The organism is Aeromonas sp. R2-4, from assembly GCF_040908365.1.
GTDB classification, from domain to species: Bacteria; Pseudomonadota; Gammaproteobacteria; order Enterobacterales; family Aeromonadaceae; genus Aeromonas; species Aeromonas veronii.
In genome coordinates, this window is the sequence record NZ_JBFODO010000021.1 from 90510 (window position 1) to 115716 (window position 25207).

26 protein-coding genes are annotated in these 25207 nt (G+C 58.7%); 9 read left to right on the forward strand and 17 right to left on the reverse strand.

All coding sequences use genetic code 11. The features are described from left to right. Nucleotides 1–47 precede the first annotated feature (47 nt). The 6 genes from AB5Z05_RS11125 to AB5Z05_RS11150 form a co-directional block, all read right to left on the reverse strand. The gene (locus tag AB5Z05_RS11125; protein WP_368151528.1) at nt 48–716 is read right to left on the reverse strand and encodes an HAD family hydrolase; all 669 of its coding nucleotides are present in this window, start codon (nt 714–716) and stop codon (nt 48–50) included. Nucleotides 717–742: 26 nt separating this feature from the next. Further along, a complete protein-coding gene (locus AB5Z05_RS11130; protein WP_139462179.1) occupies nt 743–1402 on the reverse strand; it encodes a TIGR01621 family pseudouridine synthase in 660 nt (219 codons plus the stop codon). A gap of 175 nt (nt 1403–1577) precedes the next feature. Then, on the reverse strand, nt 1578–2270 hold the full coding sequence (locus AB5Z05_RS11135; protein ID WP_139462178.1) for an ABC transporter permease: 693 nt from the start codon (nt 2268–2270) through the stop codon (nt 1578–1580). 3 nt (nt 2271–2273) lie between these two features. After that, complete coding sequence (locus tag AB5Z05_RS11140) at nt 2274–3014, reverse strand: ABC transporter permease (protein WP_005352911.1); 741 nt, start codon at nt 3012–3014, stop codon at nt 2274–2276. 211 nt (nt 3015–3225) lie between these two features. Next, nucleotides 3226–3999 carry an ABC transporter substrate-binding protein gene (locus AB5Z05_RS11145; RefSeq protein WP_005337307.1) on the reverse strand — a complete coding sequence of 258 codons (774 nt, stop codon included), beginning with the start codon at nt 3997–3999 and terminating at the stop codon, nt 3226–3228. Between the two features lie 49 nt (nt 4000–4048). Beyond that, nucleotides 4049–4819, reverse strand: a complete 771-nt coding sequence (locus tag AB5Z05_RS11150) for an ABC transporter ATP-binding protein (protein ID WP_005337310.1) — start codon at nt 4817–4819, stop codon at nt 4049–4051. A gap of 533 nt (nt 4820–5352) precedes the next feature. On the opposite strand from AB5Z05_RS11150, the gene AB5Z05_RS11155 reads away from it, so the two are divergent. After that, nucleotides 5353–6255, forward strand: a complete 903-nt coding sequence (locus AB5Z05_RS11155) for a lysine exporter LysO family protein (protein ID WP_005337312.1) — start codon at nt 5353–5355, stop codon at nt 6253–6255. Nucleotides 6256–6358: 103 nt separating this feature from the next. Here AB5Z05_RS11155 and iadA read toward each other — a convergent pair whose 3' ends face one another. Continuing rightward, a complete protein-coding gene (gene iadA, locus AB5Z05_RS11160; RefSeq protein WP_368151555.1) occupies nt 6359–7489 on the reverse strand; it encodes a beta-aspartyl-peptidase in 1131 nt (376 codons plus the stop codon). A gap of 163 nt (nt 7490–7652) precedes the next feature. Between iadA and AB5Z05_RS11165 the strand changes: the two genes are divergently transcribed. After that, on the forward strand, nt 7653–8261 hold the full coding sequence (locus AB5Z05_RS11165; RefSeq protein ID WP_106842988.1) for an ACP phosphodiesterase: 609 nt from the start codon (nt 7653–7655) through the stop codon (nt 8259–8261). 56 nt (nt 8262–8317) lie between these two features. Here AB5Z05_RS11165 and AB5Z05_RS11170 read toward each other — a convergent pair whose 3' ends face one another. Further along, nucleotides 8318–8701, reverse strand: coding sequence for a DUF2069 domain-containing protein (locus AB5Z05_RS11170; protein ID WP_103251542.1), 384 nt, complete (start codon nt 8699–8701; stop codon nt 8318–8320). Then, complete coding sequence (gene arsC / locus AB5Z05_RS11175; RefSeq protein ID WP_128835936.1) at nt 8698–9048, reverse strand: arsenate reductase (glutaredoxin); 351 nt, start codon at nt 9046–9048, stop codon at nt 8698–8700. The genes AB5Z05_RS11170 and arsC overlap by 4 nt, the downstream gene beginning before the upstream one ends. A gap of 60 nt (nt 9049–9108) precedes the next feature. Between arsC and AB5Z05_RS11180 the strand changes: the two genes are divergently transcribed. Further along, on the forward strand, nt 9109–9591 hold the full coding sequence (locus AB5Z05_RS11180; protein ID WP_064336686.1) for a TlpA disulfide reductase family protein: 483 nt from the start codon (nt 9109–9111) through the stop codon (nt 9589–9591). A gap of 90 nt (nt 9592–9681) precedes the next feature. Here the strand turns inward: AB5Z05_RS11180 and AB5Z05_RS11185 are convergent, their stop codons facing one another. Beyond that, nucleotides 9682–11136: a M48 family metalloprotease gene (locus AB5Z05_RS11185; RefSeq protein ID WP_005333848.1), complete on the reverse strand. Its 1455-nt coding sequence runs from the start codon at nt 11134–11136 to the stop codon at nt 9682–9684. Between the two features lie 121 nt (nt 11137–11257). Between AB5Z05_RS11185 and AB5Z05_RS11190 the strand changes: the two genes are divergently transcribed. The 3 genes from AB5Z05_RS11190 to AB5Z05_RS11200 are packed head-to-tail and all read left to right on the forward strand — an operon-like array spanning nt 11258 to nt 13429. Then, nucleotides 11258–11491 carry a sulfurtransferase TusA family protein gene (locus AB5Z05_RS11190; protein WP_069555700.1) on the forward strand — a complete coding sequence of 78 codons (234 nt, stop codon included), beginning with the start codon at nt 11258–11260 and terminating at the stop codon, nt 11489–11491. 25 nt (nt 11492–11516) lie between these two features. Next, nucleotides 11517–12587: an AI-2E family transporter gene (locus AB5Z05_RS11195; protein ID WP_005352935.1), complete on the forward strand. Its 1071-nt coding sequence runs from the start codon at nt 11517–11519 to the stop codon at nt 12585–12587. A gap of 35 nt (nt 12588–12622) precedes the next feature. Further along, on the forward strand, nt 12623–13429 hold the full coding sequence (locus AB5Z05_RS11200) for a MipA/OmpV family protein (protein WP_167569957.1): 807 nt from the start codon (nt 12623–12625) through the stop codon (nt 13427–13429). Nucleotides 13430–13540: 111 nt separating this feature from the next. On the opposite strand, the gene AB5Z05_RS11205 is transcribed toward AB5Z05_RS11200, so the two are convergent. Further along, nucleotides 13541–14341 carry an alpha/beta fold hydrolase gene (locus AB5Z05_RS11205; protein WP_368151531.1) on the reverse strand — a complete coding sequence of 267 codons (801 nt, stop codon included), beginning with the start codon at nt 14339–14341 and terminating at the stop codon, nt 13541–13543. Between the two features lie 128 nt (nt 14342–14469). On the opposite strand from AB5Z05_RS11205, the gene ppk2 reads away from it, so the two are divergent. Then, nucleotides 14470–15285, forward strand: coding sequence for a polyphosphate kinase 2 (gene ppk2, locus AB5Z05_RS11210; RefSeq protein ID WP_005361444.1), 816 nt, complete (start codon nt 14470–14472; stop codon nt 15283–15285). Nucleotides 15286–15397: 112 nt separating this feature from the next. Here the strand turns inward: ppk2 and AB5Z05_RS11215 are convergent, their stop codons facing one another. The 5 genes from AB5Z05_RS11215 to yejK all read right to left on the reverse strand — a co-directional run bounded on the left by AB5Z05_RS11215 (nt 15398) and on the right by yejK (nt 21873). Further along, nucleotides 15398–16534: an ABC transporter ATP-binding protein gene (locus tag AB5Z05_RS11215; RefSeq protein ID WP_005333867.1), complete on the reverse strand. Its 1137-nt coding sequence runs from the start codon at nt 16532–16534 to the stop codon at nt 15398–15400. Nucleotides 16535–16602: 68 nt separating this feature from the next. Next, nucleotides 16603–17493 carry a maltose ABC transporter permease MalG gene (gene malG, locus AB5Z05_RS11220; RefSeq protein ID WP_005333868.1) on the reverse strand — a complete coding sequence of 297 codons (891 nt, stop codon included), beginning with the start codon at nt 17491–17493 and terminating at the stop codon, nt 16603–16605. 12 nt (nt 17494–17505) lie between these two features. Next, nucleotides 17506–19158, reverse strand: a complete 1653-nt coding sequence (malF, locus tag AB5Z05_RS11225; protein WP_042053124.1) for a maltose ABC transporter permease MalF — start codon at nt 19156–19158, stop codon at nt 17506–17508. Nucleotides 19159–19233: 75 nt separating this feature from the next. Continuing rightward, entirely contained in the window at nt 19234–20415 is a 1182-nt protein-coding gene (malE, locus tag AB5Z05_RS11230; RefSeq protein ID WP_005333871.1) for a maltose/maltodextrin ABC transporter substrate-binding protein MalE, read from the reverse strand. 408 nt (nt 20416–20823) lie between these two features. Further along, the gene (yejK, locus tag AB5Z05_RS11235) at nt 20824–21873 is read right to left on the reverse strand and encodes a nucleoid-associated protein YejK (protein WP_005361452.1); all 1050 of its coding nucleotides are present in this window, start codon (nt 21871–21873) and stop codon (nt 20824–20826) included. 73 nt (nt 21874–21946) lie between these two features. Here yejK and AB5Z05_RS11240 point away from each other — a divergent pair, with 73 nt between their 5' ends. After that, nucleotides 21947–22174, forward strand: coding sequence for a YejL family protein (locus tag AB5Z05_RS11240; RefSeq protein ID WP_005333874.1), 228 nt, complete (start codon nt 21947–21949; stop codon nt 22172–22174). Between the two features lie 47 nt (nt 22175–22221). Continuing rightward, complete coding sequence (locus AB5Z05_RS11245) at nt 22222–24072, forward strand: DUF3413 domain-containing protein (RefSeq protein WP_005352950.1); 1851 nt, start codon at nt 22222–22224, stop codon at nt 24070–24072. A gap of 86 nt (nt 24073–24158) precedes the next feature. On the opposite strand, the gene AB5Z05_RS11250 is transcribed toward AB5Z05_RS11245, so the two are convergent. Next, a complete protein-coding gene (locus tag AB5Z05_RS11250) occupies nt 24159–24944 on the reverse strand; it encodes a MetQ/NlpA family ABC transporter substrate-binding protein (protein WP_127007641.1) in 786 nt (261 codons plus the stop codon). Nucleotides 24945–25207: the final 263 nt, after the last annotated feature.

Below are 25207 nucleotides of genomic sequence, written 5' to 3' on the forward strand. Positions count from 1 at the left end.
GCCTTGCGGATCAAACGGTAACGACCCGCAGGACTGTCAGCTTTGCCTTACAGTTGCCAGTTTTTGACCATCAGATGGGGCAAGCAGGCCCGGGCCTTTTGCAGTCGCGTGGGCGTCGGATTGATCAACCACGCCTCTTTCCCCAACCCCAGCAGCGGCAGATCGTGCAGGCTGTCACTCAAGGCCAATTCGGCATCGAGGGCGCAGATCTTCGGCAGCAGCTTGTGCTGGCCGTGGCAATAGAAGCGCGGCATCAGGCCGCCAAAACGGTAGTGCATCTGCGAGCCAATGATCCGGTGGGGCAACTGGCCGGGCAATTGTTGATAGAGCTGGGCTCGCACCAGCGCGCAGGGACTGGCGGAGATCACCCAGCAGCGCGCGCCCTCGCTTTGCAGCAATTCGCGAGCCTGACGATACAGCCCCGGCCTGGTGCGGCAATAGGCACGCACCAGCTTGCGCCAGCCCAAAGGGGAAAGCCCCAACGTGATGGCCCACCAGATAAGGGAGATACCGCGCCGCCGCTGGCTGGGAGCAAGATAGACCAAGCCACCGAGCGCGATTACTGGCAACAGCAACAACGGCCAGATCCGGCGGCGCAAGATATAGCGCAGCAGACCGGCGTGGCTGTCGCCGGGGGCCAGGGTGTCGTCAAAGTCGGCCAGGATCCAGCGCGGTGCACGTCCGTCAGGATCACGCTCTTTCGCTGAATGGATCATGGTGTCAGACGCTGGGCGCATAAGCATCAGGGCGCAAGGGCTGCGATGGCGGCCGTGAGCTCGGGAGTGACAAATTCACTCCCCACATCGGGCGGGCAGACAAAGTCGAACGGCTCGCCCGCCAGCGTAAAACTCAGTCGCCAGGCGTGCAGATAGCCGCGATCGGCTGGCGTACCGCCATAGCGCTCATCCCCGAGAATGGGGGCGCCGATACTTTTGAGGGCAACCCGGATCTGGTGGGTTTTGCCGGTCTGGGGCTTGATGCGATAGAGCCGCAGCCCCTCACGCACCGATACCGAATCAAACCAGCTGATGGCAGGATTATCCAGCGTGCGCACCAGCATCCAGCTGCCGCCGCGCCCCTTTTGCATATCCCCCTTCACCCAGCCCTGCTTCTTCTTGGGTTTGCGATCGGAGAGCGCCAGATACTGTTTGCTCACCTCGCGGGCCGCAAAGGCCATGCTCAGCTCACGATTCGCCTCAGTGGTGCGGGCCAGCAGCACCAAGCCGGAGGTCATCTTGTCGAGCCGGTGCACCGGATAGAGGGTCAGCCCTGTATCGGCCTTCACGCGATTGACCAGCCCCGGATTGACCGACTCCCCGTCGCCCTTCTCGTCGTGCATGCCGATGCCGGGCTGCTTGTCGATAACCAGGAAAGCGGGATGCTCAAACAATATCCGGTACATAAAACCTCGGGAACTGGGGGATAAGACACGCAGCCAACGGCTGGCGGCGCTCGGGAGTGCTGCATTCTCCCTGCTCGGCCGCCATTTGGCAAACCGGCGGGCAGAGGATGAAGATGAAAAATGGCCACGCCTGCAACAGGCGGGGCCATTTTCGGCCATCTTGGCAGATCACACCTTACACATTGCGCGGGCGCAGGTGGGCGTGCCAGCGCGCTTCCCACTTCTTGAACAGCCAGACGATGACAAAGGTGAGCAGCATATAGAGCAGCCCTGCGGTCAAAAACGCCTCGAACGGACTGTAGTAGCGAGAGTTGATGATCCGCGCCGCGCCGGTCAGATCGACGATGGTGATGATGCCCGCCACCGCCGAGCCCTGCAGCATGAAAATCACCTCGTTGCTGTAAGCCGGCAGTGCCCGACGAAACGAGTTGGGCAAAATGATCCGGGTCAGGGTCTGCCAGCGGGTCATGCCAAAGGCGTTGGCTGCCTCAATCTGGCCGCGCGGCATGTTGTGTACCGCCCCGCGCACGATCTCGGCGGTATAGGCGGCGGTATTGAGGGTAAAGGCCAGCAGAGCGCAGAACCAGGCTTCGGAGAAGAGCGACCAGGCGGCACTGTTCTTCAGCCACTCCCACTGGGCGGCGCCGTAGTAGATGATAAAGAGCTGCACCAGCAGCGGGGTGCCGCGAAAGAAGTAGATATAGGCCCAGATTGGCCCCTTGATCAGCCAGTTGCGGCTGTTGCGCAAGATGCCCATGGGCACCGCCAGCATCAACCCAAGGCTCAGAGAGAGGGCCACCAGCCAGACGGTGGTATAGAGCCCCTCCCAGTAGGTGGGCCACTCTTTGAGAATGATTGAGAAATCCATGGCTTACCTCGTCTTGATGGCATAGTGACGCTCGGCCCACTTGAGCGCCGAGGTGGAGACTGCGGTGAAGATCAGGAAGATCAGCGCCACCGCCATGTAGAAGGTGAAGGGTTGCTGGGTCGAGCCCGCCGCCAGCGAGGCTTTGCGCACCATGTCATCGAGGCCGATGATGGAGACCAGCGCGGTGGTTTTCAGCAGCACCAGCCAGTTGTTGCCAAACCCGGGCAGAGCGTGACGCATCATCTGGGGGAAGAGGATCCGCACAAACACCTGGGTTGCCCGCATGCCAAAGGCCCGTGCTGCCTCCAGCTCGCCTTTGTCCACCGCCAGAATGGCGCCGCGAAAGGTCTCGGTCATGTAGGCGCCGAAGATAAAACCGATGGTCGCGACACCGGCCACAAAGGGGCTGATGTCGATATAGTCCGGGAGCAGGGAGACCCACTCCTGATTGGGATTACTCTCCAGTAACCAGCTGTTGTAAGTCTCGTTGACCCAGGTGCAGATGCCGTTGATCAGCACCTGGCCACCAAAGAAGAGCAGCATCATCAGCACCAGATCGGGGATGCCGCGAATGATGGTTGTGTAGCCGGTGGCGATGGCCCGGGCCCACTTGTAGGGAGAGAGTTTGGCCAGCGCCCCCAGCATCCCCAGCAGCAACGCCAGCAGCAGGGAGGCCAGCGCCACTTCCAGGGTGACCCAGGCGCCCTCCAGCAGCGAGGCTTCGTATCCTTTCAAATCAAACATATGCAGCTCCATCGCCACTGAATCTTCACGCACCTGCTAACCAGAAGGCTCCATAGCAGTCCGAATGAAATATGTGCAGCTCCATTGCAATCAATGCGGGCCCGTAAACTCCCTCAGGGAGGTGACGGGCCCGATGACTACTGACGGGATCAACCTATCGTTACTTGCCGTAGACGTCTTTGGACTTACTCGCCGTAAACGTCTCTTTGTTTTACTCTCCGTAAACGTCGAACTCGAAGTACTTGTCGTTGATTTCCTTGTACTTGCCGTTGGCACGCAGCGCCAGAATGGCGGCGTTGAATTTCTCTTTCAGATCCTTGTCAGCCTTGCGCACCGCAATACCGGCACCCTCGCCAAACCACTTGGGATCGGTCAGTTTCGGGCCGACGAATTCAAAGGCATCACCGCCCTCTTTCTTCAACAGACCGTCGGTGATGGCGGCAGAGTCGGCCAGCACATAGTCCACACGACCGGATTTCAGATCGAGATACGCTTCATCGGCGGTGCCGTAACGCTTGATGGTGGCGTTGGGGAAGTTGTCGGTAATAAAAGTATCCATGGAGGTCGCACGCTGCACCGCGACGGACTTGCCTTCCATAAAGGCTTTGTCGAGCTGCACGTCAGTGCCCTTCTTGGCGGCGAAGCGGGCCGGAATGTGCTGGTACTTCTGGGTGAAGTCCACCTTCTTCTTGCGCTCTTCGGTGATGTCCATGGTGGCGATGATGGCGTCAAACTTGCGTGACAGCAGCGCCGGAATGATGCCGTCCCAGTCCTGCTTGACCAGGGTGCATTTCACTTTCATCTCTTCGCACAGGGCGTTGGCGATGTCGATATCAAAGCCTTTCACCTCGCCACTGGGCTCGGTCCAGGAGAAGGGGGGATAGGCACCCTCAACCCCGATCCGGACCTCTTTCCACTCCTTGGCCATCAGGCTACCGGACGCAAGGGCAGTAACTACGGCTGTCGCCAGCATCAGCTTGTTCATGTATCTCTCCTTGATAAAACAGTTGATTGGGTAACCAGGCATCCCGCCATCAGTAGATGGAGGAGATGAATTGCTTGAACCGCTCGGATTTGGGATGGGCGAAAATCTCCTTGGGGTTGCCCTCCTCTTCCACCCGCCCCTGATGCAGAAACATCACCTTGTTCGATACATCCCGGGCAAACGACATCTCGTGGGTCACCACCAGCATGGTGCGCCCCTCTTCAGCCAGCTCGCGCATCAGGCCGAGCACCTCCCCCACCAGCTCGGGATCCAGCGCCGAGGTGGGTTCGTCAAACAGCATCACCTCGGGCTCTACCGCCAGCGCACGGGCAATGGCGGCCCGCTGCTGCTGACCACCGGAGAGGTGGCCGGGATAGTAGTCACGCCGCTCCCAGAGTCCAACCCGGTTGAGCAGTTGCTCTGCCTTGGCCAGTGCTTCGGCGCGAGGCACCTTGAGCACCTGGATTGGCACTTCGATGATGTTCTGCATGATGGTCATGTGTGACCAGAGATTGAAACTTTGAAACACCATGGCCAGCCGGCTGCGGATCCGCTCCACCTGACGCATATCCTCGGGCAACCGCTCGCCGGCGCGGCTGGTTTTCATCCGGATCAGCTCGCCATGGAGCGAGACGGTGCCGGATGAGGGGGTTTCGAGCAGATTGATACAGCGAAGAAAGGTCGACTTCCCCGAGCCGGAGGAGCCGATAAGGGAGATCACATCCCCCTTGTGGGCGGTCATGTCGATGCCCTTGAGCACTTCGTGGGTGCCAAAATATTTGTGCAGATCACGTACTTCCAGTGCGGCAACGTCGCTCATCCATTACAACCTTGTCTGTCCCTAGACGCCGCAGGGGGCGTGACTCAACCATCGTCCATTTAACAAAAAGTTAACCGATGGCAACCTTCAGCGAAAATATCACCCGGATAGTGAAAAAACAATACAGAACGAGGGTCTTCAGGGGATTCGCTCTATTTTTATTCGCTCTTTGCGTATTTTTCAGCACTTTGTTTGCATAAACAGCCGTTTCAATGGCTATTCCAATACCGCCTTTTTATACCCCAATCATATCAGTGGCAAGAGAAAAGCGTGATGTGTGCCAAACCGGCACCAAAATGGCTTTATGCACCCCCTTGCAGAGCGAAATATCAGCCCCCCGATTGGATCAACTTGATTTCATTGGTGCACTCGGGCTCGCACAGAACCTTATCAAACAGAAAGGTTGTGGCAAAAAAGTAACAATCTGCCCCCAAAAGGGCTGTTTTCGGCCATGAAAGCGAGAGATATGTGACACAGAGCCAATAAGTAATGATAAGGTGGTGTTTTTATCAGTTTTTGTGATCGAGGCCTCGATGCTGCTCAATGTGTTGCTGATCCTGTTGCCACTGGCAATCGGCTATCTGGTTCCCCTCTCCTCTGCCCGGCTGATCAAGCTGGTCAACCAGAGTCTGGGCAAGATGGTCTACCTCATTCTGTTTCTGATGGGGCTCGGGCTTGCCTATGTGGAGAACCTGGGCAGCAATCTGGCGGTGATCTTCAAGGTCGCCGGGGTGATGCTGACCGCGATCACGGTCTGCAACCTGCTGGCCCTCTGGTGGCTCGACAAGCGCACACCGCCGACCCATGAGGCGAGTGATACCAAGATGCCGAGCAAGCTACACCTGCTGTGGGAATCCCTGCAGCTCTGCTTTGTGGTGCTCGGCGGTGTGCTGCTGGGTCTACTGGTGGATCTGCGCGCCCTGCCCATCGACAAGTGGAGCGAGTGGGCCCTGATGCTGCTGCTGTTTCTCATCGGGGTGCAGATGCGCAACTCCGGCATGCGGCTGCGCCAGATCCTGCTCAACCCTTGGGGGATGAAAATCGCCGCCACCGTCATCCTCAGCAGCTGGCTGGGTAGCCTGCTGGCGGCCCAATTGCTGGGCATGCCCTTTGCCCATGGTCTGGCGATGAGCTCGAGCTTCGGCTGGTATTCGCTCTCCGGCATTCTGGTGGCCGACAAACTGGGGCCGGTGCTCGGTTCTGCTGCCTTTATCAACGATCTTGGGCGTGAGCTTATCGCCATTCTGATCATCCCGGTCCTGATGCGACGCCACCCCTCGGCGGCCATCGGTTACGGCGGCGCCACGGCGCTGGACTTCACCCTGCCGGTCATCCAGAAATCAGGGGGCATTCAGGTGGTGCCGGTGGCCATTGTCTCCGGCTTTATCCTGAGCCTGCTCGGCCCCATCCTGATCCTCGGGTTTCTGGCGATCTAAGCCTTATTCCCACATTGCAGATAAAAAAGCCCGACCTTGTTGTCGGGCTTTTGCTGTTTGGAGCAACCACGCACTCGCACTGGCTGCGATATTGCCCACAGCCTTATTCGCGCCACAGGCCGCCGCTCATCACCCTTTCGATAGCAAACGTCCGGTCGTGCACCAGCAGCAGATCCGCATCCTGCCCGACCCCGATACGCCCCTTGCTGCCAAGCCCCAGCGCCTGCGCCGGATTGCTCGTCACCACGGCCAACGCCCTCTCCAGCGAGACACCGAGCCGGGTCGCGCGCACGCACTGCTGCCACAGGCTGGCAATCTGGCCGCAGCGCATCTCGATTAGCCGCCCTTCGCCATCAAAGCGGGGCAGGCTGGCGTTGGCATCCGAGCTGAAGGTGATGCGCTCGACAGGCACATTGGCGGCCAGCAGCTCGAGAAGCGCATCGGCGGCAAGCCGCTCGCCATCCTCCAGCAGATCGGGAAAGCTCGAGGTGGTGAGGTCGACCCAACCTCCCGCCTTGCCCCACTCGATGGCCTCGGCAAAGAGCCAGGGGTTGCGGTTGCAGTGAGTGGGATAGAGCTGGCGCAGCGGAATGTCGGTCTCATCGCGCAGGGCCCGCAGGGGGGCCAATGCCCCCTTGCCATCCCCGACATGAAAGAAGCTGACCCCGCTCTTGCCCGCAAGCAGCCCGGCCACTCGCGCCTCGCTGGCAAGCCTGGCCAGCTCATCGTGGGTCGGCGCACTGGATCTGTGGTCGCTGATGGCCACCTCCCCCACCCCCAATACCTCGGGGATCAGGATGATGTCCGACTCCACTGTGCCGGTCAGGGTCTTGACCGGCAGATGGTAGGAACCGGTATACATAAAAGCGCTCACCCCGGCGGCGCGAAACTCGCGCACCTTGCCGAGCACCTGCGCGGGAGTGCGGGTCAGGCTGTCTGTGCCAAGCGCCGCCACCAGGGTAGTGACACCGGCCCTGAACGCCTCGCTCGCCGCCAGTTCCGGGGTGCGAAAGGCAAAGCCCCCCTCCCCGCCGCCGCCGGTGATATGGGCCAGCGGATCCACCAACCCGGGTACCAGATAGCGGCCTCGACCATCGACCCTGTGCAACGGCCAGTTTGCTGGCACCGTCAACCCCTTGCCCATCCAGGCAATGCGGCCATCAGCCACCAGCAGATCCTGCTGGCCAAGGTGGGTGGGGCTGAAGATCTCGGCCCCCTCGATCAGGGTCAACATCATGGTTACTCCTTGCTCAATACCGTGACATGCCATCAGGCAGATGAACTATTTACCCACTATTGGCGCGCCGGTGAAAGCACTTCCTGAACAAGACTTTCATGAGAGATGGAAGATCCGCTACTCTCAGCGGCACTATCCGTTCGCAGGCCCCGCTTTCATCATGAACTTTCTGGCCCATCTCCATCTGGCTGCCCACACCCGAAGCTCCCTCACCGGCAATCTGCTCGGCGATTTCGTCAAAGGCACGCTGCCCACGGGGCTTGCCGCCCACTTCGATGAGGGGATCTGGCTACACCGCAAAATTGATGCCTTCACCGACAGCCACCCAGAGCACAAGGCGGCCGTCGCCTGTTTCGAGGCCCCCTGGCGCCGCTTTGGTGGCATAGTGGTGGATATGATCTACGACCACTGGCTGAGCCAGCATTGGGGGCTGTTCAGTACCGAACCCCTGCCCCGCTTCCTGCAACGCAGTTATGATCAGCTATTGGCGGATCACCCACGCCTGCCGGATGGACTGCCGCTTCCCCTCAAGCGGATGGCCGAGCAGAACTGGATCGCCTCCTACCGCCACAGGGAGGGGCTGGGGCAAGCGCTGAATGGCATAGGTCGCCGACTGCGCCGCCCGGTACAACTGGGAGAGGCGCTGCTGACCCTTGATGAGTCGCAGTGGCAAACATGCGAGGCGGGATTTCTGCGCTTCTATCCCCAGCTGATGGCCTTTAGCCAGCAGCAGCTGGCCCAATATCGGGCAGCCCAAGGGGCACAGTGATCCCTCTGGATAGAGCAGCTTCCCCATAAAAAACGCCCCTTGCGGGGCGTTTGTCATCAGTTGGCTTCGTCTTTCTTTTTGCGAATGCTTAAGCCAAGTTCGCGACCACGCAGTCGGGCGTAATAGATGGTGCCGACAAAGGCGAGAGTGGTGAAGAGCAGTTCCACCACCGCCAGCCACCGCTCCCCCTCATCCGTGGTGATCAGGGTGAGGGCGTGGAGGAAATAGGGCATCAACACGAAGTTGCCCCAGGCGTGGGTGTAGGGGTTGCCCTGCACTATCCCCTTGAGAGGGAAGAGCAGCGGCACCGTCCAGATCACCGGCAGCAGCCAGGGGTTGAGGTCCGGATGGGGCGACAGCCACAGATGCCAGAGGATGACCCAACACAGCAGACCAAAGAAGCCGACCAGAGTCAGCCAACGTGCGAAGCGGGTGCTCACTTGAGGATCTCCAGCACCTGCTCCGGCGGGCGACCAATGCGGGCCTGACCATTCTTGATGACAATTGGGCGCTCGATCAGCTTGGGATGCTGGTGCATGGCGCGAATAAGGGCATCACCGCTGACATCGGCCAATCCCAGCTCCTTGTAGAGCTCTTCCTTGGTGCGCATCAGCTGGCGGGGATCGTTAAAGCCGAGCAGAGAGAGCAGGTTGCGGATCTCATCTTCGCTCGGGGCCTGCTCCAGATAGAGCACCACATCAGGGGCGATCCCGTGCTGTTCCAGCAGGGCCAGGGTTTCGCGACTCTTGGAGCAGCGCGGATTGTGGTAGATTTGGGTCTCGCTCATGGTAACTCCCTGATTAATCGCAAGATGGGACTAGAAACGGCGCTATTGTAGGGGAAAGTGATGGTCAGGGTAAGCGGCAGTGGAAAGGAATTGAAACGAATTTGTTGGCTGATTGTGGCTGGCCTGCTGGGCGCCTGCACGCCCGCCCCTGAATTTACCGATGCCAAAGGACAGCCGATCAGCTTGAGCCACTGGGTTGGCAAGCCGCTCTTGGTCAACTACTTCGCCCCCTGGTGCGCTCCCTGCCTGCGGGAGATGCCGCGCCTCAACGGGCTGGCAGCGGAGGGCCAGATCACAGTGGTGGCCATCAACTACGACCCGACCACGCCAGCAGAGCTGGACAAGCTGGCTGCGCAGTACCACATCAAGGTGCCGCTCCTTATTGCCAATGAAGATGCCAGGCTCCCCTTCCCTCGCCCAAGCGGCCTGCCCACCAGCTATCTGCTCGATAGCGAGGGCAAGCTCAAGCAGACGCTGGTCGGCGAGCTCGACCAGCAGCAGATCGAGATGCTCAAGGCGACCGCCAGCAGCATGAGTCACTAGCCCATCACTGCTATCACCGTCCCCCACATCAACGCCACCGCCATAAACAACAAGGGCGCACCATAGTGCGCCCTTGTTTGATAGGTTTCGTTAGCCCTTGAGGCTGTCGAGATCCTTCTTGGCCCGCTCCAGCTCGGTGATGCGCGCCTCCAGACGAGCCAGGGTCATCCGATCGCTGGTGGTACCGCGTGCCACGATAAGCTCGTCGATGGCCGCCTGATAATCCCCGCGCAGTGCGAGCATCTCGGCCCGCGCCATATGCAGCTCGGTCATTCTGCCCGCCTTGCGATAGGCATCGGCCAGCAGGTTCCAGGCCAGATTGTTCTCTTCATGCGCGCGGGCATAAGGGTCGAGGATGGCGATGGACTTCTTGTAGTTGCCGCTCTCGAGGTAGGCGTTGCCGAGGTTGACCACCACCACTTCGTTATCCGGCATCCGGCTGCGGAACTTCTCGAGGCGCGCAATGGCCTGGGCGCTGCGCCCCTTGGCCAGATCGATGTCGGTCTGGGCATCGACGATAAAGAGATCTTCCGGATGACGGGCCGCCAGCTCCTGCATCAAGGTATCCGCCTCGTCGGTGCGCTTGAGCTGGATCAGCGCCAGCGCCTTGCCATAGATGGCGGCATCCTTGAGCGGATAATCCCCCTTCTGGATCCGGCTATCGAAGTAGCTCAGCAACCCCTGCGGGGTATCGGTACCAAAACGCACCTGAATCCGCACCTTGGCCAGCCAGAAGTCGAGGCTGGGCGGCAAGTCGCGGCGGCCATAGCTGCCCGCCCGAGCGCGGGCCTCGCTGATCCGGGTCTCCGGCAGCGGGTGAGTGAGCAGCATTTCCGGCGGCTTGCTGGCGTAACGGTATTCGGCAGCCAGTTTCTGGAAGAAGTTGGCCATCCCCATAGGGTCGAAACCGGCATCATAAAGCGTCTTCATGCCGATGCGATCCGCTTCATATTCGTTGTCGCGGGTGTAGTTGATGGCCGACTGCATGGAGAGGCCCAGCGTAGTCTGCAACGCAGCGATACCGGCGGTCGGGTTGATCACCGCCAGCGCGATGGAGCCCACCAGACCGGCCAGGGTCACCGCCGAGCTGCTCGCCTGCGCTTCCATATAACGGGCGATATGGCGCTGGGTCACGTGGGTGATTTCGTGGGCCAGTACCGAGGCCAGCTCGCTCTCGCTGTCGGCGTAGAGGAAGAGGCCGGTGTGCACCTTGACCCGCCCGCCGAGGAAGGCGGCCGCGTTGATGCTGGGATCATTGATGAGGAAGAAGGTAAACGGGAAACGCACCCCATCGGCGTTGGTCAGCAGTCGCTGACCCAGATCGTCAATGTACTGGCTCAGCACCGGATCATCGATGATCGGCAGACCCGCACGGGCAAAGCGCATAAAAGCGTTGCCGTAACGCACTTCCTGCTCGATGGGCAGGGCAGCAACCCCGGCCGTGCCGATGTCGGGAAGCTGATTGTTGGCCTCGGCATGAAACGTGGCGCCCATCAGGGAAGCCAGCAGGGGAAGCGATGCCATCAGGGGGGAAAAACGTGCCACGTTATCTCTATCTCCATCAGAAAGGGCCTCGGCAGAATACCCTTGCCCATCAAGGGCTACAAGCGTTGTTTCATGCTCTTATCACGGCCATAATAGCGGCCACCTGCCTGATGGAGCCCCCATGGAAGTTCTCGACCTGACCCCCTGGCGCTGCCCCGAGCCGCTGATCCGGCTCAAGCTCTGGTTAAGGGAGGCCCAAAGCGGTCAAACCGTCACCATCCGGCTGGCCGATGCGGGCTCCCGGCAGGATATTCCGGCCTATCTGCACCGTCAGGGCCACCATGTCGAGGTGCAGCAAGAAGCGGACAAAACCCTCTCTTTGCAGTTGGTTGTCGGGGCGAAACAACCATCTTGAGCCCCAGTGATGTAAGGATGCCGTCATGTTAGAAGTATTGAAGCGCTGGTATCAGACCCGTTTTTCCGATCCCGATGCCGTTACCCTTTTTCTGTTGCTGGTGTTCTGCTTCACCATCATCTGGCTGTTTGGCGATCTGCTGGCCCCCCTGCTGGTGGCGCTGGTAATGGCCTATCTGCTGGAGTGGCCGGTCGCCCGGCTGCAAAAAGCGGGGCTGTCGCGCACCCTGGCCACCAGCGTCATTCTGATCCTCTTTATTGCGGTAGCAGTCGCCTCCTTGCTGGGTCTTATCCCGACACTGGTCAGTCAGGGGATCAATCTGGCCAAAGAGGCGCCGGCCATGCTGACCCACGCTCAGGATTATGTGCGCACCCTGCCTGACAAATACCCCGAGCTCATCGACGTCAGTCTGGTGGAGACCGTCATCGACAATATTCGCCAGCGCATCCTCAGTGGCGGCGAGCATCTGGTAAGCGCCTCCCTCAGTTCGCTGGTCAACGTGGTCGCCATCATGATCTACCTTATTCTGGTGCCGCTGATGGTCTTCTTTATGCTCAAAGACAAGCGGGTACTGATGGGCAGCCTGCGCCGCTTCCTGCCGCGCAACCGCACCCTGGTCAACCGGGTGTGGGTCGAGATGAACAACCAGATCATCAACTACATCCGCGGCAAGGTGATCGAGATCCTCATCGTCGGCATCGCCACCTATGTCCCCTTCGCCCTGATGGGACTGCGCTACTCGGTGCTGCTGGCGGTGGCGGTCGGCTTCTCAGTGCTGATCCCTTATATCGGCGCCGCCGTGGTGACCGTACCGGTCGCCATGGTCGCCCTGTTCCAGTGGGGGCTCACCCCGGAGTTTGCCTGGCTGATGGTGGCCTATCTGGTCATTCAGGCCCTCGATGGCAACCTGCTGGTGCCGGTGCTTTTCTCGGAAGCGGTCAACCTCCATCCGGTGGCCATCATCATCGCCGTGCTGGTCTTTGGCGGCTTGTGGGGATTCTGGGGTGTCTTCTTCGCCATTCCCCTCGCCACCCTGGTCAAGGCGGTGATCAATGCCTGGCCAAAACGTGAAGAGATGCCCAGTGCCGCAAAATAACCAACTTCCCCTGCAATCGTGACAACGGAGTGTCCATGACCTTTTTTCGTCAAATCAGAGCGGCAGGGCTGACGGCCCTGCTCCTCGCTGCAGCCCTCCCAGCGCGTGCCGATATCGATCTTGGCGCCATGGATCTGCTCACCAGCGACAGCCCTACCAGCCCGGTGCCACAGGGCTTTGTCGCCGGTGCGGCGCTCATCGGGGGACAGGCCCGTTATGAAGCGCAGGACAACGCCCTCTACGCCATCCCCGGCTTTATCTATTTTGGCGACCAGTTCATGTTTCTGGGGGATCGGGCCCGCTACTACTTCCACAAGGATGAGAACGTGGCCCTCTACGGCTATGGCCGGGTCCGTTTTGGCAATCTGGATCCCGAGGACTCTCCGGCCTTTACTGGCATGGAGCAGCGAAAATGGCAGCTGGAAGGCGGGATCGGTGGCAACATCATCACCCCCTACGCCCTGCTGACCGTGCGGGCCAACAGCGATGTCACCGGCCGCAGCAAGGGGCAGGAACTGCTGCTGTGGGCCGACTTCCCCATCCTGCGCGACAACCTGCTGATCATGCCGGGGATGGGGCTGATGCTGCGCAGCGACAAAATGGCCAACTACTACTTCGGCGGCATCTCCGAGAGCGAGGCGACTGCCCAGCGGCCCGCTTGGGATACCGGTACCACCCTATCCCCGATGGCGGCCCTCATCACCAGCTACCGCTTCAGCCCCAACTGGATTGGCATGTTTGCCATGAACTACGAATGGTATGATCGGGACATCAAAAACAGCCCCATCGTCCAGCACGATGGCGAGCTCTATGCGGGTTTTGCGCTGGGCTATATCTGGTAACGGTTATGAGTCTTGAACCGTGAGACACGACCAAACAAAAGGGAGCCCTCGGCTCCCTTTTTCACGACCATCAGGCTGGTAGTACAGCCTGCTCAAGCTGCCAATTCAGGCTTACAGCGCCGCCAGAAACTCGGTCAGCTGCTGATTGACGAAGGCCGGATTTTCCAGCGACGAGATGTGGCCAGCCATCGGGATCTCCTTGAACGGGCAACCCAGCACCTCGGCCATCAGATAGCCCTCCAGCACCGGACGGGCCTTGTCTTCGCAGCCGGTCATCACCAGTGCGGGAGTGGTGATCTCCTCCAGCCACTCGATACGATCTTCGCGGGTCACAAAGCTGCGGCCCACCGCCACCATGGCGGCAATCTTCTCGTTTGGCCAGACGGCCAGACGCGCCTTGAAATCGGCCAGCAAGTCGGCATCGGGCTGGTTGGCAAAGAAGATCGGCGCCACCTGTTCGATGATGGGCGCCGGCACGGTGCCGAGCTGCTCGATCATCGCCAGCATGCCGAGGTAGCGCTCGCAGGTGATCTGCGGTTCCAAGCCGACAAAACTATCCATCAGCACCAGACCCTTAAGGCGGTTTGGCACCATGCGCGCCAGCTCCACACCCCACATGCCGCCGATGGAGAGGCCCACCAGTACGAACTCGTCAACCCCGAGGGCATCGAGCAGCGCCAGGTGATCCCGCGCCAGAGTCGCCAGGGTGCAGCTACCTTCGGGGAGCAGGTCGGAATCGCCGTGGCCCCACAGCTCGGGAACGATGCAGCGATAGCTGCCCTTGAGCGCCTCGATTTGCGGCGCCCACATGGCGCTGTCCCACAGATAGCTGTGACCAAACAGCAGTACCGGCCCTTGCCCTTCGTCCAGATAGGCCATCCGGCGGCCCGCTATCTCCATAAAATGCTTCATGTTATCTCCTGTTGCCAGCGATGGGCGGGCAGTGTATCACGTCCCCCTTGGCAGGTGACGCCTCCCTGGTGCAAGCTGACAGTGACTCAAAGAAGTCACCCATGAAAGGATGCCAAAAGGAGAAGCCCATGGCGAAGGAGAAGAGCAAGAAGCGGCCACGTCTGGACAAGAAGTGCTACGAGCACCACCTTGCCCATCTGCAGGAGGAGCTGGTCAAGCTGCAGGAGTGGGTCAAGCAGGAGGGGTTAAAGGTAGTGGTACTGTTCGAGGGACGCGACGCCGCCGGTAAAGGGGGCGTCATCAAGGCGATCACCGAGCCGCTCAACCCCCGGGTCTGCCGGGTCACGGCGCTGCCCGCCCCCTCCGATCGAGAGCGCTCCCAGTGGTACTTTCAGCGTTATGTGGCCCACCTGCCCGCCGCTGGCGAGATGGTGCTGTTTGACCGATCCTGGTACAACCGGGCCGGAGTCGAGCGGGTGATGGGATTTTGCAGCGACGCCGAGTATCGCGAGTTTCTGCGCGCCTGCCCCGAGTTTGAGCGGATGCTGATCCGCTCCGGCATCACCTTGATCAAATACTGGTTCTCGGTCAGCGACGAGGAGCAGGAGAAGCGCTTCAAGGAGCGGATCAACACCCCCATCAAGCGCTGGAAATTCAGCCCGATGGATTTGCAGTCCCGCTCGCGCTGGGTGGAATACTCCCGCGCCAAGGATGACATGTTCACCTACACCGACACCGAGGATTGCCCCTGGTTCGTGGTGGAGGCGGATGACAAGCGCCGTGCTCGCCTCAACTGCATCGCCCATCTGCTGAGCAAGGTGCCCTACGAGGCGATCCACTACGAGCCTATCAAGCTCCCCCCCATCAAGACCGAAGGGTATGAGCGCCCGCCGCTGGCCAGCCAGACCTTTGTGCCCGATATTACCGCCGAACTCGAGGCTTGAACCGGGCTACCTTGCCTATCTGCATGTTCAAATCGCAGGCAATAAAAAGCCGGTCTGACGACCGGCAAAAAGGCATTGATTATTAAGAAAGGAAAACCAGCACAACAAAAAATCAGGTACGGATATATTTGGCGGTACGGGGGAACGCCTGCTCCTTGGCATCGAACAGGTAGCAGGCTTCGGCCGGGATACCCACGCTGTAGGTTTGACCGGTCGCCACATCCACATCCGAGGTGGCCTTGACGGTAAAGTCGTGACCATCCACATCCATATAAACGAAGGACTCGGCGCCCAGGTGCTCGGCCACCTGCACGATCCCGCTCACCTTGCTGTGCGCATGGGGGTGATCCAGCGGCATCAGGTGCTCGGGGCGAATACCCAGCTCCACCTTGTCACCCACAGCGCCACTGCGGGCATCGACCCGGGCCCGCACGGTATCGCCAGAGGTCAACTTGACCAGGCACTCCTGCTCGCCAATCTCCAGCAACTCGCCCGCCAGGAAGTTCATCTTGGGAGAGCCGATAAAGCCCGCCACGAACTTGTTGTCCGGGTTGTGGTAGAGATCCAGCGGTGAACCGAACTGCTCCAGGTTGGTAGCAGCCTCGGCCTTGAGCGGGCTCAGCACCACAATCTTGTCGGCCAGGGTCATCGCTTCCACCTGATCGTGGGTCACGTAGATGATGGTGGAGTTAAGCTCTTTGTGCAGCTTGGCGATCTCGATCCGCATCTTGACCCGCAGCGCGGCATCCAGGTTGGAGAGCGGTTCGTCAAACAGGAACACCTGCGGCTGCTGCACGATGGAGCGACCGATGGCGACCCGCTGACGCTGACCACCGGAGAGCGCCTTGGGCTTTCTGTCCAGCAGCGGCTCAAGACCCAGGATCTCGGCAGCGCGCATCACCCGCTTGTGGATGTTCTCCTTGTCCATTTTCTTGAGCTTCAGACCAAAGGCCATGTTCTCGTAGATGTTCATGTGCGGATAGAGGGCGTAGGACTGGAACACCATGCCGACGTTGCGCTCTACCGGCGGCACGTCGTTCATGTAGCGACCGCCGATGGTCAGCTCACCGCTGGTGATGTCTTCCAGACCCGCGATCATCCGCAGCAGGGTGGATTTACCGCAGCCGGACGGGCCGACGAAGACGATGAATTCGCCCTCCTTGATGGAGAGGTTGATGTTGCGCAGGGTGTCCTTGTGAACAGCCGGATCGTAATTTTTGCGAACGTTGTTGAGTACTACTTCAGCCATGACGAGCTCCGCTCTTGAATCTTTGCAAATCGTGATAGCGGGGGGAGTGAGCTCCCCCGGCCATAAACTTAACCTTTCACACCACCAGCAGTCAGACCGCCAACCAACCAGCGCTGTGCCAACAGGAAGACCACTGTGATGGGGAAACCGGAGAGCACTGCGGCCGCCGCGAAATCACCCCACAGATAGTTCTGCGGATAGAGGTACTGCTGGGCCCCGACCGCCAGGGTCAGATTGTTCACATCCTGCAGCAGGATGGAGGCCATGGGCACCTCGGTAATGGAACCGATAAAGGCCAGAATAAACACTACCGCCAGGATGGGCACCGACAGGGGCAACAGGATCAGACGGAATGCCTGCCACGGGGTCGCACCGTCGATGGCCGCCGCCTCCTCCAGGGAGGAGTCGATGGTCTCGAAGTAGCCCTTGATGGTCCAGACGTGGAGGGCAATCCCCCCCATGTACGCCAGGATCAGGCCACCGTGGGTGTTGAGACCGAGCCAGGGGATGTAGTCACCAATCTTGTTAAAGAGCGCGTAGATGGCTACCAGTGCCAGCACTGCCGGGAACATCTGGAAAATCAGCATGCCCTGCAGGATGGTGGACTTGCCACGAAAGCGCAGGCGGGCAAAGGCGTAAGCACAGGTGGTGGAGAGCGTCACGATCATCAGGGCAGTGATGCCGGCGATCTTGATGGAGTTCCACAACCAGGTCAGCACCGGGAACGGCGGCGGCGTGATGCTGCCGTCGGCGTTGGTGATAGACATGCCCAGCGCCAGCTTCCAGTGATCCAGGGTCGGATTGGAGGGGATGATCTCCCCTACCGCGAAGTTACCGTTACGGAACGAGATGGCGATAACCATGATCAACGGGAAGATGATCAACGCCAGGAAGCCCCACATGACCAGGTGGGTTGCCCACACCCGGTATTTGACTGATTTGGGTTGTACGATTGCCATGTTGAAGCCTCCTTACAGCTGCTTGTCGGCTTTGGACAATTTCAGGTTGAGCAGCGCCAGCGCACCTACGATGAGGAAGATAGCTGTGGCGATGGCACTGGCCAGACCGTAGTCCTGACCACCCGATCCCTGGAACGCAATCCGGTAGGTATAACTCACCAGCAAGTCGGTGGTACCGGCCGGGGTGCTGGCGCCGATGATGTCGGGCGCACCGTTGGTCAACAACTGGATAAGCACGAAGTTGTTGAAGTTGAAGGCGAACGAGGCAATCAACAGCGGTGTCAGCGGCTTCATCAGCAGCGGCACGGTGATCTTGAAGAAGTTCTGTACCGGGCCGGCACCGTCCATGGCGGACGCTTCATAGAGATCTTCCGGAATGGCTTTGAGCAGGCCCATGCAGAGGATCATCATGTAGGGGTAGCCGAGCCAGGTGTTGACAATCAGGATCATCACCTTGGCCAGGAAGGGGTTGGTATACCAGTCCGGCTTGATGCCAAACGCCGCTTCCAGGAACATGTTGATCTCACCGAAGTTCTGGTTGAACAACCCCTTGAACACCAGGATGGAGATAAACGCCGGGATCGCATAGGGCAGGATCAACATGACCCGATAGAAACCGCGCCCCTTGAGCTCTTCCCACTGCACCAGACAGGCCAGCACCATGCCGATAGCCAAGGTGAAAGCGACGGAGCAGGTTGAGAAGATCACGGTCCAGATGAAGATCTGCAGGAAGGGTGACTGGATGCCCGGATCGGTGACGATGCGCGCGAAGTTCTTCCAACCGACGCTCACCACAAAGCCCGGAGCAATACCCTTGCCGACAAACTGACCCTGTTCGTCGATGTACTGATAGAAGCCGGTCTCACCATTGGGCAGCATCAGCTCGCCATTCTGGGTATCACGCAGCAAGTTGCTGTCTTTGATCACCACGCCGGATTCGAGCTTGATACCATCAACCAAGCGGATGTATTGCTGCTTCTGGGCGGCAAACTTGCGCAGGCTGCTCAGGGTCAGGTGGGTACCGCCATCCGGCAGTACCAGATCAAGGTCACTCAGATGAGTACGATGCTCAACAATGGCGCGGATCGGTGCGGCCTTGCTGGCCGCTTCGCCAGTGAAGGGCTGCAGCTCGACCACTTGCTGGGTGTTCTGCACACGGCCCTCGCGGGACGCCAGCTCACGGGCCTTGTTGGTCATCAGGGAAACAGGTTGGCTGATAAAGGATTGATCATCCTGTGTCAGCAGCAGCTGGAACTGGCCGTTGTCGCCACCCAGCAGGGTAAAATCGAATTCACCGCCCGCCACCTTGTAGGTTTTCTTCAGGTGGTAGTCCCGCGCCTGCTCCACGGAGAGCAAGTTGGACCCCGAATAGTTGGTGAAGGCAATGCCAATGGTGTAGGCAAGAGGGAAGATGATAAACACAACCATGCCCGCAACACCCGGAAAGATGTAGCGATGGGCATAGGTCTTCTTGTTCATGAAGACATACAGACCGACGGAAACCACCACCAGATCCAGCAGCGCGAATACCCACTCGCCACTGGCGTACATCATCACGGCTGCGTAGCCGTTGAGGATGGCAACCAGGGCCGCTATGGTCCACTTAAGCCAGGTGTGCTTATCCTTCGGACCGGCATAGGACTCAACAGAAGGTACTACTTCCATGCCAATTAACCTTTATAACGCCAAGAGAGATTTGAGAGAGTGGGAGGCCATGACGGCCTCCCGGGTAGTGCGTACTTACTGAACGATACGCTTGGCAGCGGTATCCAGAGCTTCGTCAACACCCTGACGACCGGAGGTCACGTTCTTGAGGGCAGTTTCGAAGGAAGACCAGAAACGGCTCATCTCGGGAACGGATGGCATCGGCTCGCCAGCCTGGGCGTTCAGCATGGTGGCCTTGATGTGCGGATCGGATTCCAGGGTCTTCTGGAAGGATTTCAGCGCAACGGCACCCAGCGGCTTGTCGGCGTTAACCGGCGCCAGACCGGCATCGGTCAGCAGGTAGTTTTCCAGGAACTCGATAGCCAGATCCTTGTTCGGGCTGGCAGCGTTGATGGTGGCACCCAGTACGCCAACGAAGGCTTTGGCCGGCTTGCCGTTCAGGGTCGGCAGCGGCGCTACGCCGTACTTGATGCCGCTCTTGTCCAGGTTGCTCCAGGCCCAGGGACCATTGATCATCATGGCCACTTCGCCCTTGTTGAACTTGGCGTCCATCACACCGTAGTCGATGCCTTTTTCCAGGTGACCGGACTTGATCATCTCGGAGATGTAGCCCACGCCCATCTTGGCACCTGCGTTGTTCACGCCGGTATCTTTCACGTCATAACCGGTAGCGGTTTTCTTGAAGGCGTAACCACCGTTGGCAGCCACCAGCGGATAGCTGAAGTACGGGGTGTCATAAGCCCACATGATGGCGCGCTTGCCGTTTTTCTTCAGAGTCTCGTCAATCTTGGCGATCTCTTCGAAGGTTTTCGGCGGCTCGGGCAGCAGGTCCTTGTTATAAATCAGGCTGACTGCTTCCATGGCAACCGGGTAGCCATAGGTTTTGCCATCAACAGTCATGGCATCCCATGCCAGCTGTTCAAATTTGCCTTTGGTGGCAGCGTTCGGCGTTACCGGAACCAGCAAACCGGCTTTGACCCACTCACCGTAACGGTCGTGAGCCCAGAAGAAGATGTCCGGGCCGTTGCCAGTGGCGGCGGCTTGCTGGAATTTCACTTCAACCTGATCCGGGTGAGCCACAGTAACCTTGATGCCGGTTTCTGCTTCAAACTTCTTACCCACTTCAGCCAGACCGTTGTATCCCTTGTCACCGTTGATCCAGATGGTCAGCTGGCCTTCATCGATGGCAGCAGTAGCAGAGCAAGCGACGCCAAGAGTGGCCAGACCGATCAGGGATGACAGCAATTTCTTTTTCATGAGCCTTTCCTTGTATTAGTTCCGCGCTGTAAGAGCATTGTGTGCGAGATGAATATTATCCCAAGCGGCAAACGGCTCACATGACGCAACTCGCATTTTTGAAATGCAATTACGTATTTCCTTCCAGAAAGTTTTGAAAACATTTTCTTATTTCAGGGAATTACGGCCATTTATCGACTTAATTCCAGACAACCACAGAATAATAATTACCAAAATGAAATAAAATTTCATGAATGAAAGGGTTTTCACCTCAATGAAAACCCTTTCAGATGGTTTATTTTGTTTGATTTGTTAACAAAGTACCGCGCCAGTTTCGAGGTCTGCCCGGGCGCAATAAAAAAAGAGACCCCGCCGGGGCGGAGTCTCTTTTTGCCAGAAATGACGAGTTGATCACACTCGGGAGCATGACTACGACTGGCGCAGCAGCTGATCCTTAAGATTGGGCGGCACACCCTTGATGGTCAGGGTGTCGGTCTGGGGGTCGTAAAAAATCCGGCTGTTCAACAGCTTCTGCTCAAAGCTCAGAGTCAGACCGCCGCCGGAGCCGACAAACTTGGTCAAACCACGCAGGGTAGAGCGATCCGCCGGGAAACGCTCTTCCAGCTCATACTCCTGACCGATAAAGCTGTAAAAATCGAGGTCACCGTCGCCAGGCAATTCTGCAGACAACTCCTTGATTTCGATCTCTTCACCGGCACTCGCCTGTTCGGTGCAATATTTGAAGACCTGCTTTTTATAGTCATTGCGCTCGGTCGGTTCGAGCTGACGACTGTCGCAATAATCTTCGACCGCCTGCAGCAAGCCTTTATTTTGTACCTTGGCATCCATGCCCTCGCGGGCACCCAGCAGATCCATAAAGAAATCGCCCAGTTTGCGACCAATGCGTCCCTTGCTGAAGGTGATATAGCGGCGCGAATCCGGTTGGGTTTTCCATTCGGTCAAATCAATGCGGGCCACCAGATTGAGTTTGCCTATATCCAGATACTGGATATGGCGTAATTCCAGCGCTTCGCTGACGGTGACGCTCTCCTTGCCCTCCAGCAGAGCAATCAGCAGATAATCGACCCCGACGTAGTTATATTTGGCAAACAGCAGCACCCCCTGCTCATCGAGGGCGTGCTCCACCAGCTGCTTGACCAGCATCTGGGTCACAGTGACCGAGAAGGGAACGAATTCGGTCTGCTCGTCGAGCAGCTGTTCGAGGGCGATACGAAACGCGGGTGAAGGCTGCTTGGGAGCATCGATGCCGTCGGCCAGCTCGGCGACGGCGGCCTCGGGGTCAGCAAAGAAGCCAAAGCCCTTGCCGCCCTTGCCGTTGTAGATCCGATGCAGTTCCGCCATCAGTCCCTGTACCGCCTCATCAGGGGGCAGGGTCTGGCTGCGGGTATCGGCGTGGGGTTGACCATCGCCGCCCTGGCGCAAGGAGTGAAGAATGATCTTGTCGATATCGAGACTCATGTCACAAAGCCATAGTGTTAGCCGAAAGGGTGAAGTATTATAAGGCGCTTTGAACCGAGATGAACTGAAGATTATGCCTATCGTATCAAAGTACAATAACGAGCAATTTGACGCCCTGATGAACGACCTGATCACCGCGCTGGAAAAGCATAAAGCGCCGGTAGATCTCAGCCTTATGGTGCTTGGCAATCTGACCACCAATATCATCAACGGTATGGCACCGGCCCAGCGCCAGGCCATCACTGAAAAGTTTGTCCAGGCCCTGACCGCATCGGTCGATAATCGCCACGACGCACACTGAGTCCCCGACTCTGTTGATTTGACGTTTCTCAACGCAGATGGATCACTATGGTCGAAACCGGTAACCCCTATCGTGATAATGTCTCTCGCCTGATCACCTGGGGGCATTGGTTCTCCTTCTTCAACATTATTCTGGCCATGCTCATCGCCACCCGTTATCTGGGTGCCATCAGCTGGCCATCGACCACGCTTGGCGTGATCTATCTCGTTGTAAGCTGGATTGGCCACTTCTCGTTTTTGAGTTTTGTCACCTACCTGTTGACGATCTTCCCGCTCAGCTTCGTGCTGCCCAAGGAGAAGTCGTTGCGGTTCATCTCGGCCATCATCGCTACCCTGGCGCTGGTGCTGCTGCTGATCGACACCCAGGTATTCCGGCTGTTCAAGTTCCACCTCAACAGTCAGGTATGGCAGTTGCTGCTGGATCAGGCGCAGACCGAAGAGGGCTCAATCTGGAGCATCATCTTCGTTGCCGTGCCCACCATCTTCCTGCTGCAACTGCTGCTGTCGGCCTATGTCTGGCGCAAGATCAACAAGCGCAAGCGCCGCCAGTACGGCAACCAGGTGGGGCTGGCCCTGCTGATCTGCTTTATTCTGACCCACGTGGTCAACAGCTGGGCGGATGCGACCCTCTATCAGCCGATCACCATGCAGAGAGCCAACTTCCCCCTCTCCTACCCCATGACGGCCCGCTCCTTCCTGGCCAAACATGGCTGGCTGGATCTGGATCAGTACGAGAAGCAGGCGGCCTCCCAGGGGGATAACAGCGACAGCCGGATGCACTATCCGCTGCGCCCGCTCAACGTCAACGCCCCCCTGACTCACAACAATCTGCTGATTGTGGTGGTCGACTCATTGCGTTTTGACATGCTCAACAACATCAACATGCCCAATCTGCAGCGCTATGCGGATCAGCATCTGACGTTCCGCAATCACCTGAGTGGCGGCAACGACGACCTGATGGGCATGTTCAGCCTCTTCTACGGGTTGCCCGGTCACTACTACAAGGACATCAGCAGCGACAAGCGTCCACCGGTGCTGTTCGACGAGATGCTGCGCCAGGATTACCAGTTCGGGCTGTTCGGCGCGATGGAAGATGCCCAGAAGTATCGCAAGAGCATCCTCGCCGGTCTGCGCAAACAGGTGTTTGTCTCAGAGCAGAGTGACGATGGCAAGCTGCTGACCGACTGGCAACAGTGGCTGGAGAAGCGCTCTCCCGAGCGTCCCTGGTTCTCGCTGGTCTATCTCTCCAGCCCTGGCGACTACCAGTTGCCCGCTACCATGAAGGGGCCGTTCCAACCGGAGCTTGCCAACTTCAATCCGGCGACCGCCTATCGGGCGGAGAACCTGCAAAAACTGGAGAACCGCTACAAGAACTCGGTCTTCTATACCGACCAGTTGCTTGAGCAGATGCTGACCAAATTGCAGTCGCAGGGGATGGACAGCAACACCATCGTCGTCATCACCTCCAACCACGGTCAGGAGTTCAACGACACCCGCAGCAACAGCTGGGGCGCAGGCAGCAACTACTCACCCTATCAGGTGCAGGTACCGCTGGTACTGGCCTGGCCGGGGCGCGGCAGTGACGTTCGGGAACAACCGAGCAGCCATTTCGATCTGGCGCCGACCCTGATGCAGGGGATGCTGGGCGTGCGCAATCCGGCGCGCGATTACAGCGTTGGCCGCTCGCTGTTTGATACCAGCCCGCGCAACTGGCTGCTGGCCGGGGATCAGAACGACTTCGCCATCTATGAAGGGGACACCATCACCCACTTCAACAAGCAGGGTGACTTCGAACTGCTGGAGCGCAACAGCTATCGCCCGATCAAGCACGGCACCCCGGATATGGGCGCCATGATCCAGGTGATGAACGAGCTGAACCGCTTCTATCGCAACCAGTGAAGCGCCCGTTGATGGCTTGATACCATAAAAAAACGCCCCGAATTCGGGGCGTTTTTCGTTGTATAGCCGGGCCACGTTCACGACAGTTAGCCACCCCACCCTTGCGGGTACTTGTAGCCGACGAAACGCTTGGCTGCATAGGCTTTGAAAGCCGCCGAGTTGTAGGCCGCCGCCACATCTTTGGCAAAAGGCTGATCCGCATCTGCGCTTTTCACCACCACCCAGTTGATAAAATCGTAGCTGCGCTCCAGAAACAGTCCTTCACTGAACGGGATTCCGCTGGAGGCGGCAAAATTACCGTTGATCACCGAGAAGTCCACATCCTCCCGCGAGCGGGGCAACTGCGCGGCTTCCAGCAGTACCAGCTTGAGATTGTGCGGATTGTTCACCACATCAAACTCGCTCGCTTTTAGCGGGTTTATCCCCTCCTTGAGAGTGAGCCAACCAAGATCCTGCAGCATCAACAGCGCCCGCGCCTGATTGGTGGGATCGTTGGGAATGGCCACCGTGCTTCCCTCTTTCACCTTGTCGAGTGCTGCCAGCTTGCCGGAATAGAGTCCCATCGGACCGGTTGGCACCTGGGTAATGGGCGCCAGCGACAAGCCGCGATCGTTGGCAAAACTCTCCAGATAGGGTTTGTGCTGGAAGCAGTTCACATCCAGTGATCCGTCAGCCAGAGCAATATTGGGAGTCACATAGTCGGTGAACTCCACCAGCTTGACCTTGTACCCCTTGGCCTCCAGCTGCGGCTTGATGGAATCGGTCACCATGTCGGCAAAATCCCCCACCGTGGTACCAATCACGATCTCCTGTTTGGTCGGCAAGGACGCATCGGCGGCAGCCGCGGAAAAAGAGAGGCTCCCGACCGCCATCGCGGCAATAAAGGTGCTGGCGCCAGCATTGGCGCGCAAGGAAGCAGTCAAAGGAGAAGATAAGAAGGAACGAAACGGCATAGGGACTCCCTGTCAGGTACGCATCAAGCTATGGGACTGCGGCGGGGTGGCTCTCAGAGATTAAGCCCCTCAAACAGCAGCAATCTAGCCATCCAAACGGCTATTTTAATTACCATAACAGAGCCATCCACCGCCGCCAAGCAATAAACCGCTGGTTCCACCTCATCACCCTTGCTGTCACC

What these genes read in the sequence shown, in the direction of transcription:
- AB5Z05_RS11240 (WP_005333874.1), top strand. Translation starts at nt 21,947, where the DNA reads ATGCCTATCGTATCAAAGTACAATAACGAGCAATTTGACGCCCTGATG.
- AB5Z05_RS11215 (WP_005333867.1), bottom strand. Translation starts at nt 16,534, where the DNA reads ATGGCTGAAGTAGTACTCAACAACGTTCGCAAAAATTACGATCCGGCT.
- ppk2 (WP_005361444.1), top strand. Translation starts at nt 14,470, where the DNA reads ATGGCGAAGGAGAAGAGCAAGAAGCGGCCACGTCTGGACAAGAAGTGC.
- AB5Z05_RS11245 (WP_005352950.1), top strand. Translation starts at nt 22,222, where the DNA reads ATGGTCGAAACCGGTAACCCCTATCGTGATAATGTCTCTCGCCTGATC.
- AB5Z05_RS11195 (WP_005352935.1), top strand. Translation starts at nt 11,517, where the DNA reads ATGTTAGAAGTATTGAAGCGCTGGTATCAGACCCGTTTTTCCGATCCC.
- malF (WP_042053124.1), bottom strand. Translation starts at nt 19,158, where the DNA reads ATGGAAGTAGTACCTTCTGTTGAGTCCTATGCCGGTCCGAAGGATAAG.
- AB5Z05_RS11125 (WP_368151528.1), bottom strand. Translation starts at nt 716, where the DNA reads ATGATCCATTCAGCGAAAGAGCGTGATCCTGACGGACGTGCACCGCGC.
- arsC (WP_128835936.1), bottom strand. Translation starts at nt 9,048, where the DNA reads ATGAGCGAGACCCAAATCTACCACAATCCGCGCTGCTCCAAGAGTCGC.
- AB5Z05_RS11250 (WP_127007641.1), bottom strand. Translation starts at nt 24,944, where the DNA reads ATGGCGGTCGGGAGCCTCTCTTTTTCCGCGGCTGCCGCCGATGCGTCC.
- AB5Z05_RS11205 (WP_368151531.1), bottom strand. Translation starts at nt 14,341, where the DNA reads ATGAAGCATTTTATGGAGATAGCGGGCCGCCGGATGGCCTATCTGGAC.
- yejK (WP_005361452.1), bottom strand. Translation starts at nt 21,873, where the DNA reads ATGAGTCTCGATATCGACAAGATCATTCTTCACTCCTTGCGCCAGGGC.
- AB5Z05_RS11155 (WP_005337312.1), top strand. Translation starts at nt 5,353, where the DNA reads ATGCTGCTCAATGTGTTGCTGATCCTGTTGCCACTGGCAATCGGCTAT.
- AB5Z05_RS11150 (WP_005337310.1), bottom strand. Translation starts at nt 4,819, where the DNA reads ATGAGCGACGTTGCCGCACTGGAAGTACGTGATCTGCACAAATATTTT.
- iadA (WP_368151555.1), bottom strand. Translation starts at nt 7,489, where the DNA reads ATGTTGACCCTGATCGAGGGGGCCGAGATCTTCAGCCCCACCCACCTT.
- AB5Z05_RS11200 (WP_167569957.1), top strand. Translation starts at nt 12,623, where the DNA reads ATGACCTTTTTTCGTCAAATCAGAGCGGCAGGGCTGACGGCCCTGCTC.
- AB5Z05_RS11190 (WP_069555700.1), top strand. Translation starts at nt 11,258, where the DNA reads ATGGAAGTTCTCGACCTGACCCCCTGGCGCTGCCCCGAGCCGCTGATC.
- malG (WP_005333868.1), bottom strand. Translation starts at nt 17,493, where the DNA reads ATGGCAATCGTACAACCCAAATCAGTCAAATACCGGGTGTGGGCAACC.
- AB5Z05_RS11165 (WP_106842988.1), top strand. Translation starts at nt 7,653, where the DNA reads ATGAACTTTCTGGCCCATCTCCATCTGGCTGCCCACACCCGAAGCTCC.
- malE (WP_005333871.1), bottom strand. Translation starts at nt 20,415, where the DNA reads ATGAAAAAGAAATTGCTGTCATCCCTGATCGGTCTGGCCACTCTTGGC.
- AB5Z05_RS11180 (WP_064336686.1), top strand. Translation starts at nt 9,109, where the DNA reads ATGGTCAGGGTAAGCGGCAGTGGAAAGGAATTGAAACGAATTTGTTGG.
- AB5Z05_RS11130 (WP_139462179.1), bottom strand. Translation starts at nt 1,402, where the DNA reads ATGTACCGGATATTGTTTGAGCATCCCGCTTTCCTGGTTATCGACAAG.
- AB5Z05_RS11145 (WP_005337307.1), bottom strand. Translation starts at nt 3,999, where the DNA reads ATGAACAAGCTGATGCTGGCGACAGCCGTAGTTACTGCCCTTGCGTCC.
- AB5Z05_RS11140 (WP_005352911.1), bottom strand. Translation starts at nt 3,014, where the DNA reads ATGTTTGATTTGAAAGGATACGAAGCCTCGCTGCTGGAGGGCGCCTGG.
- AB5Z05_RS11135 (WP_139462178.1), bottom strand. Translation starts at nt 2,270, where the DNA reads ATGGATTTCTCAATCATTCTCAAAGAGTGGCCCACCTACTGGGAGGGG.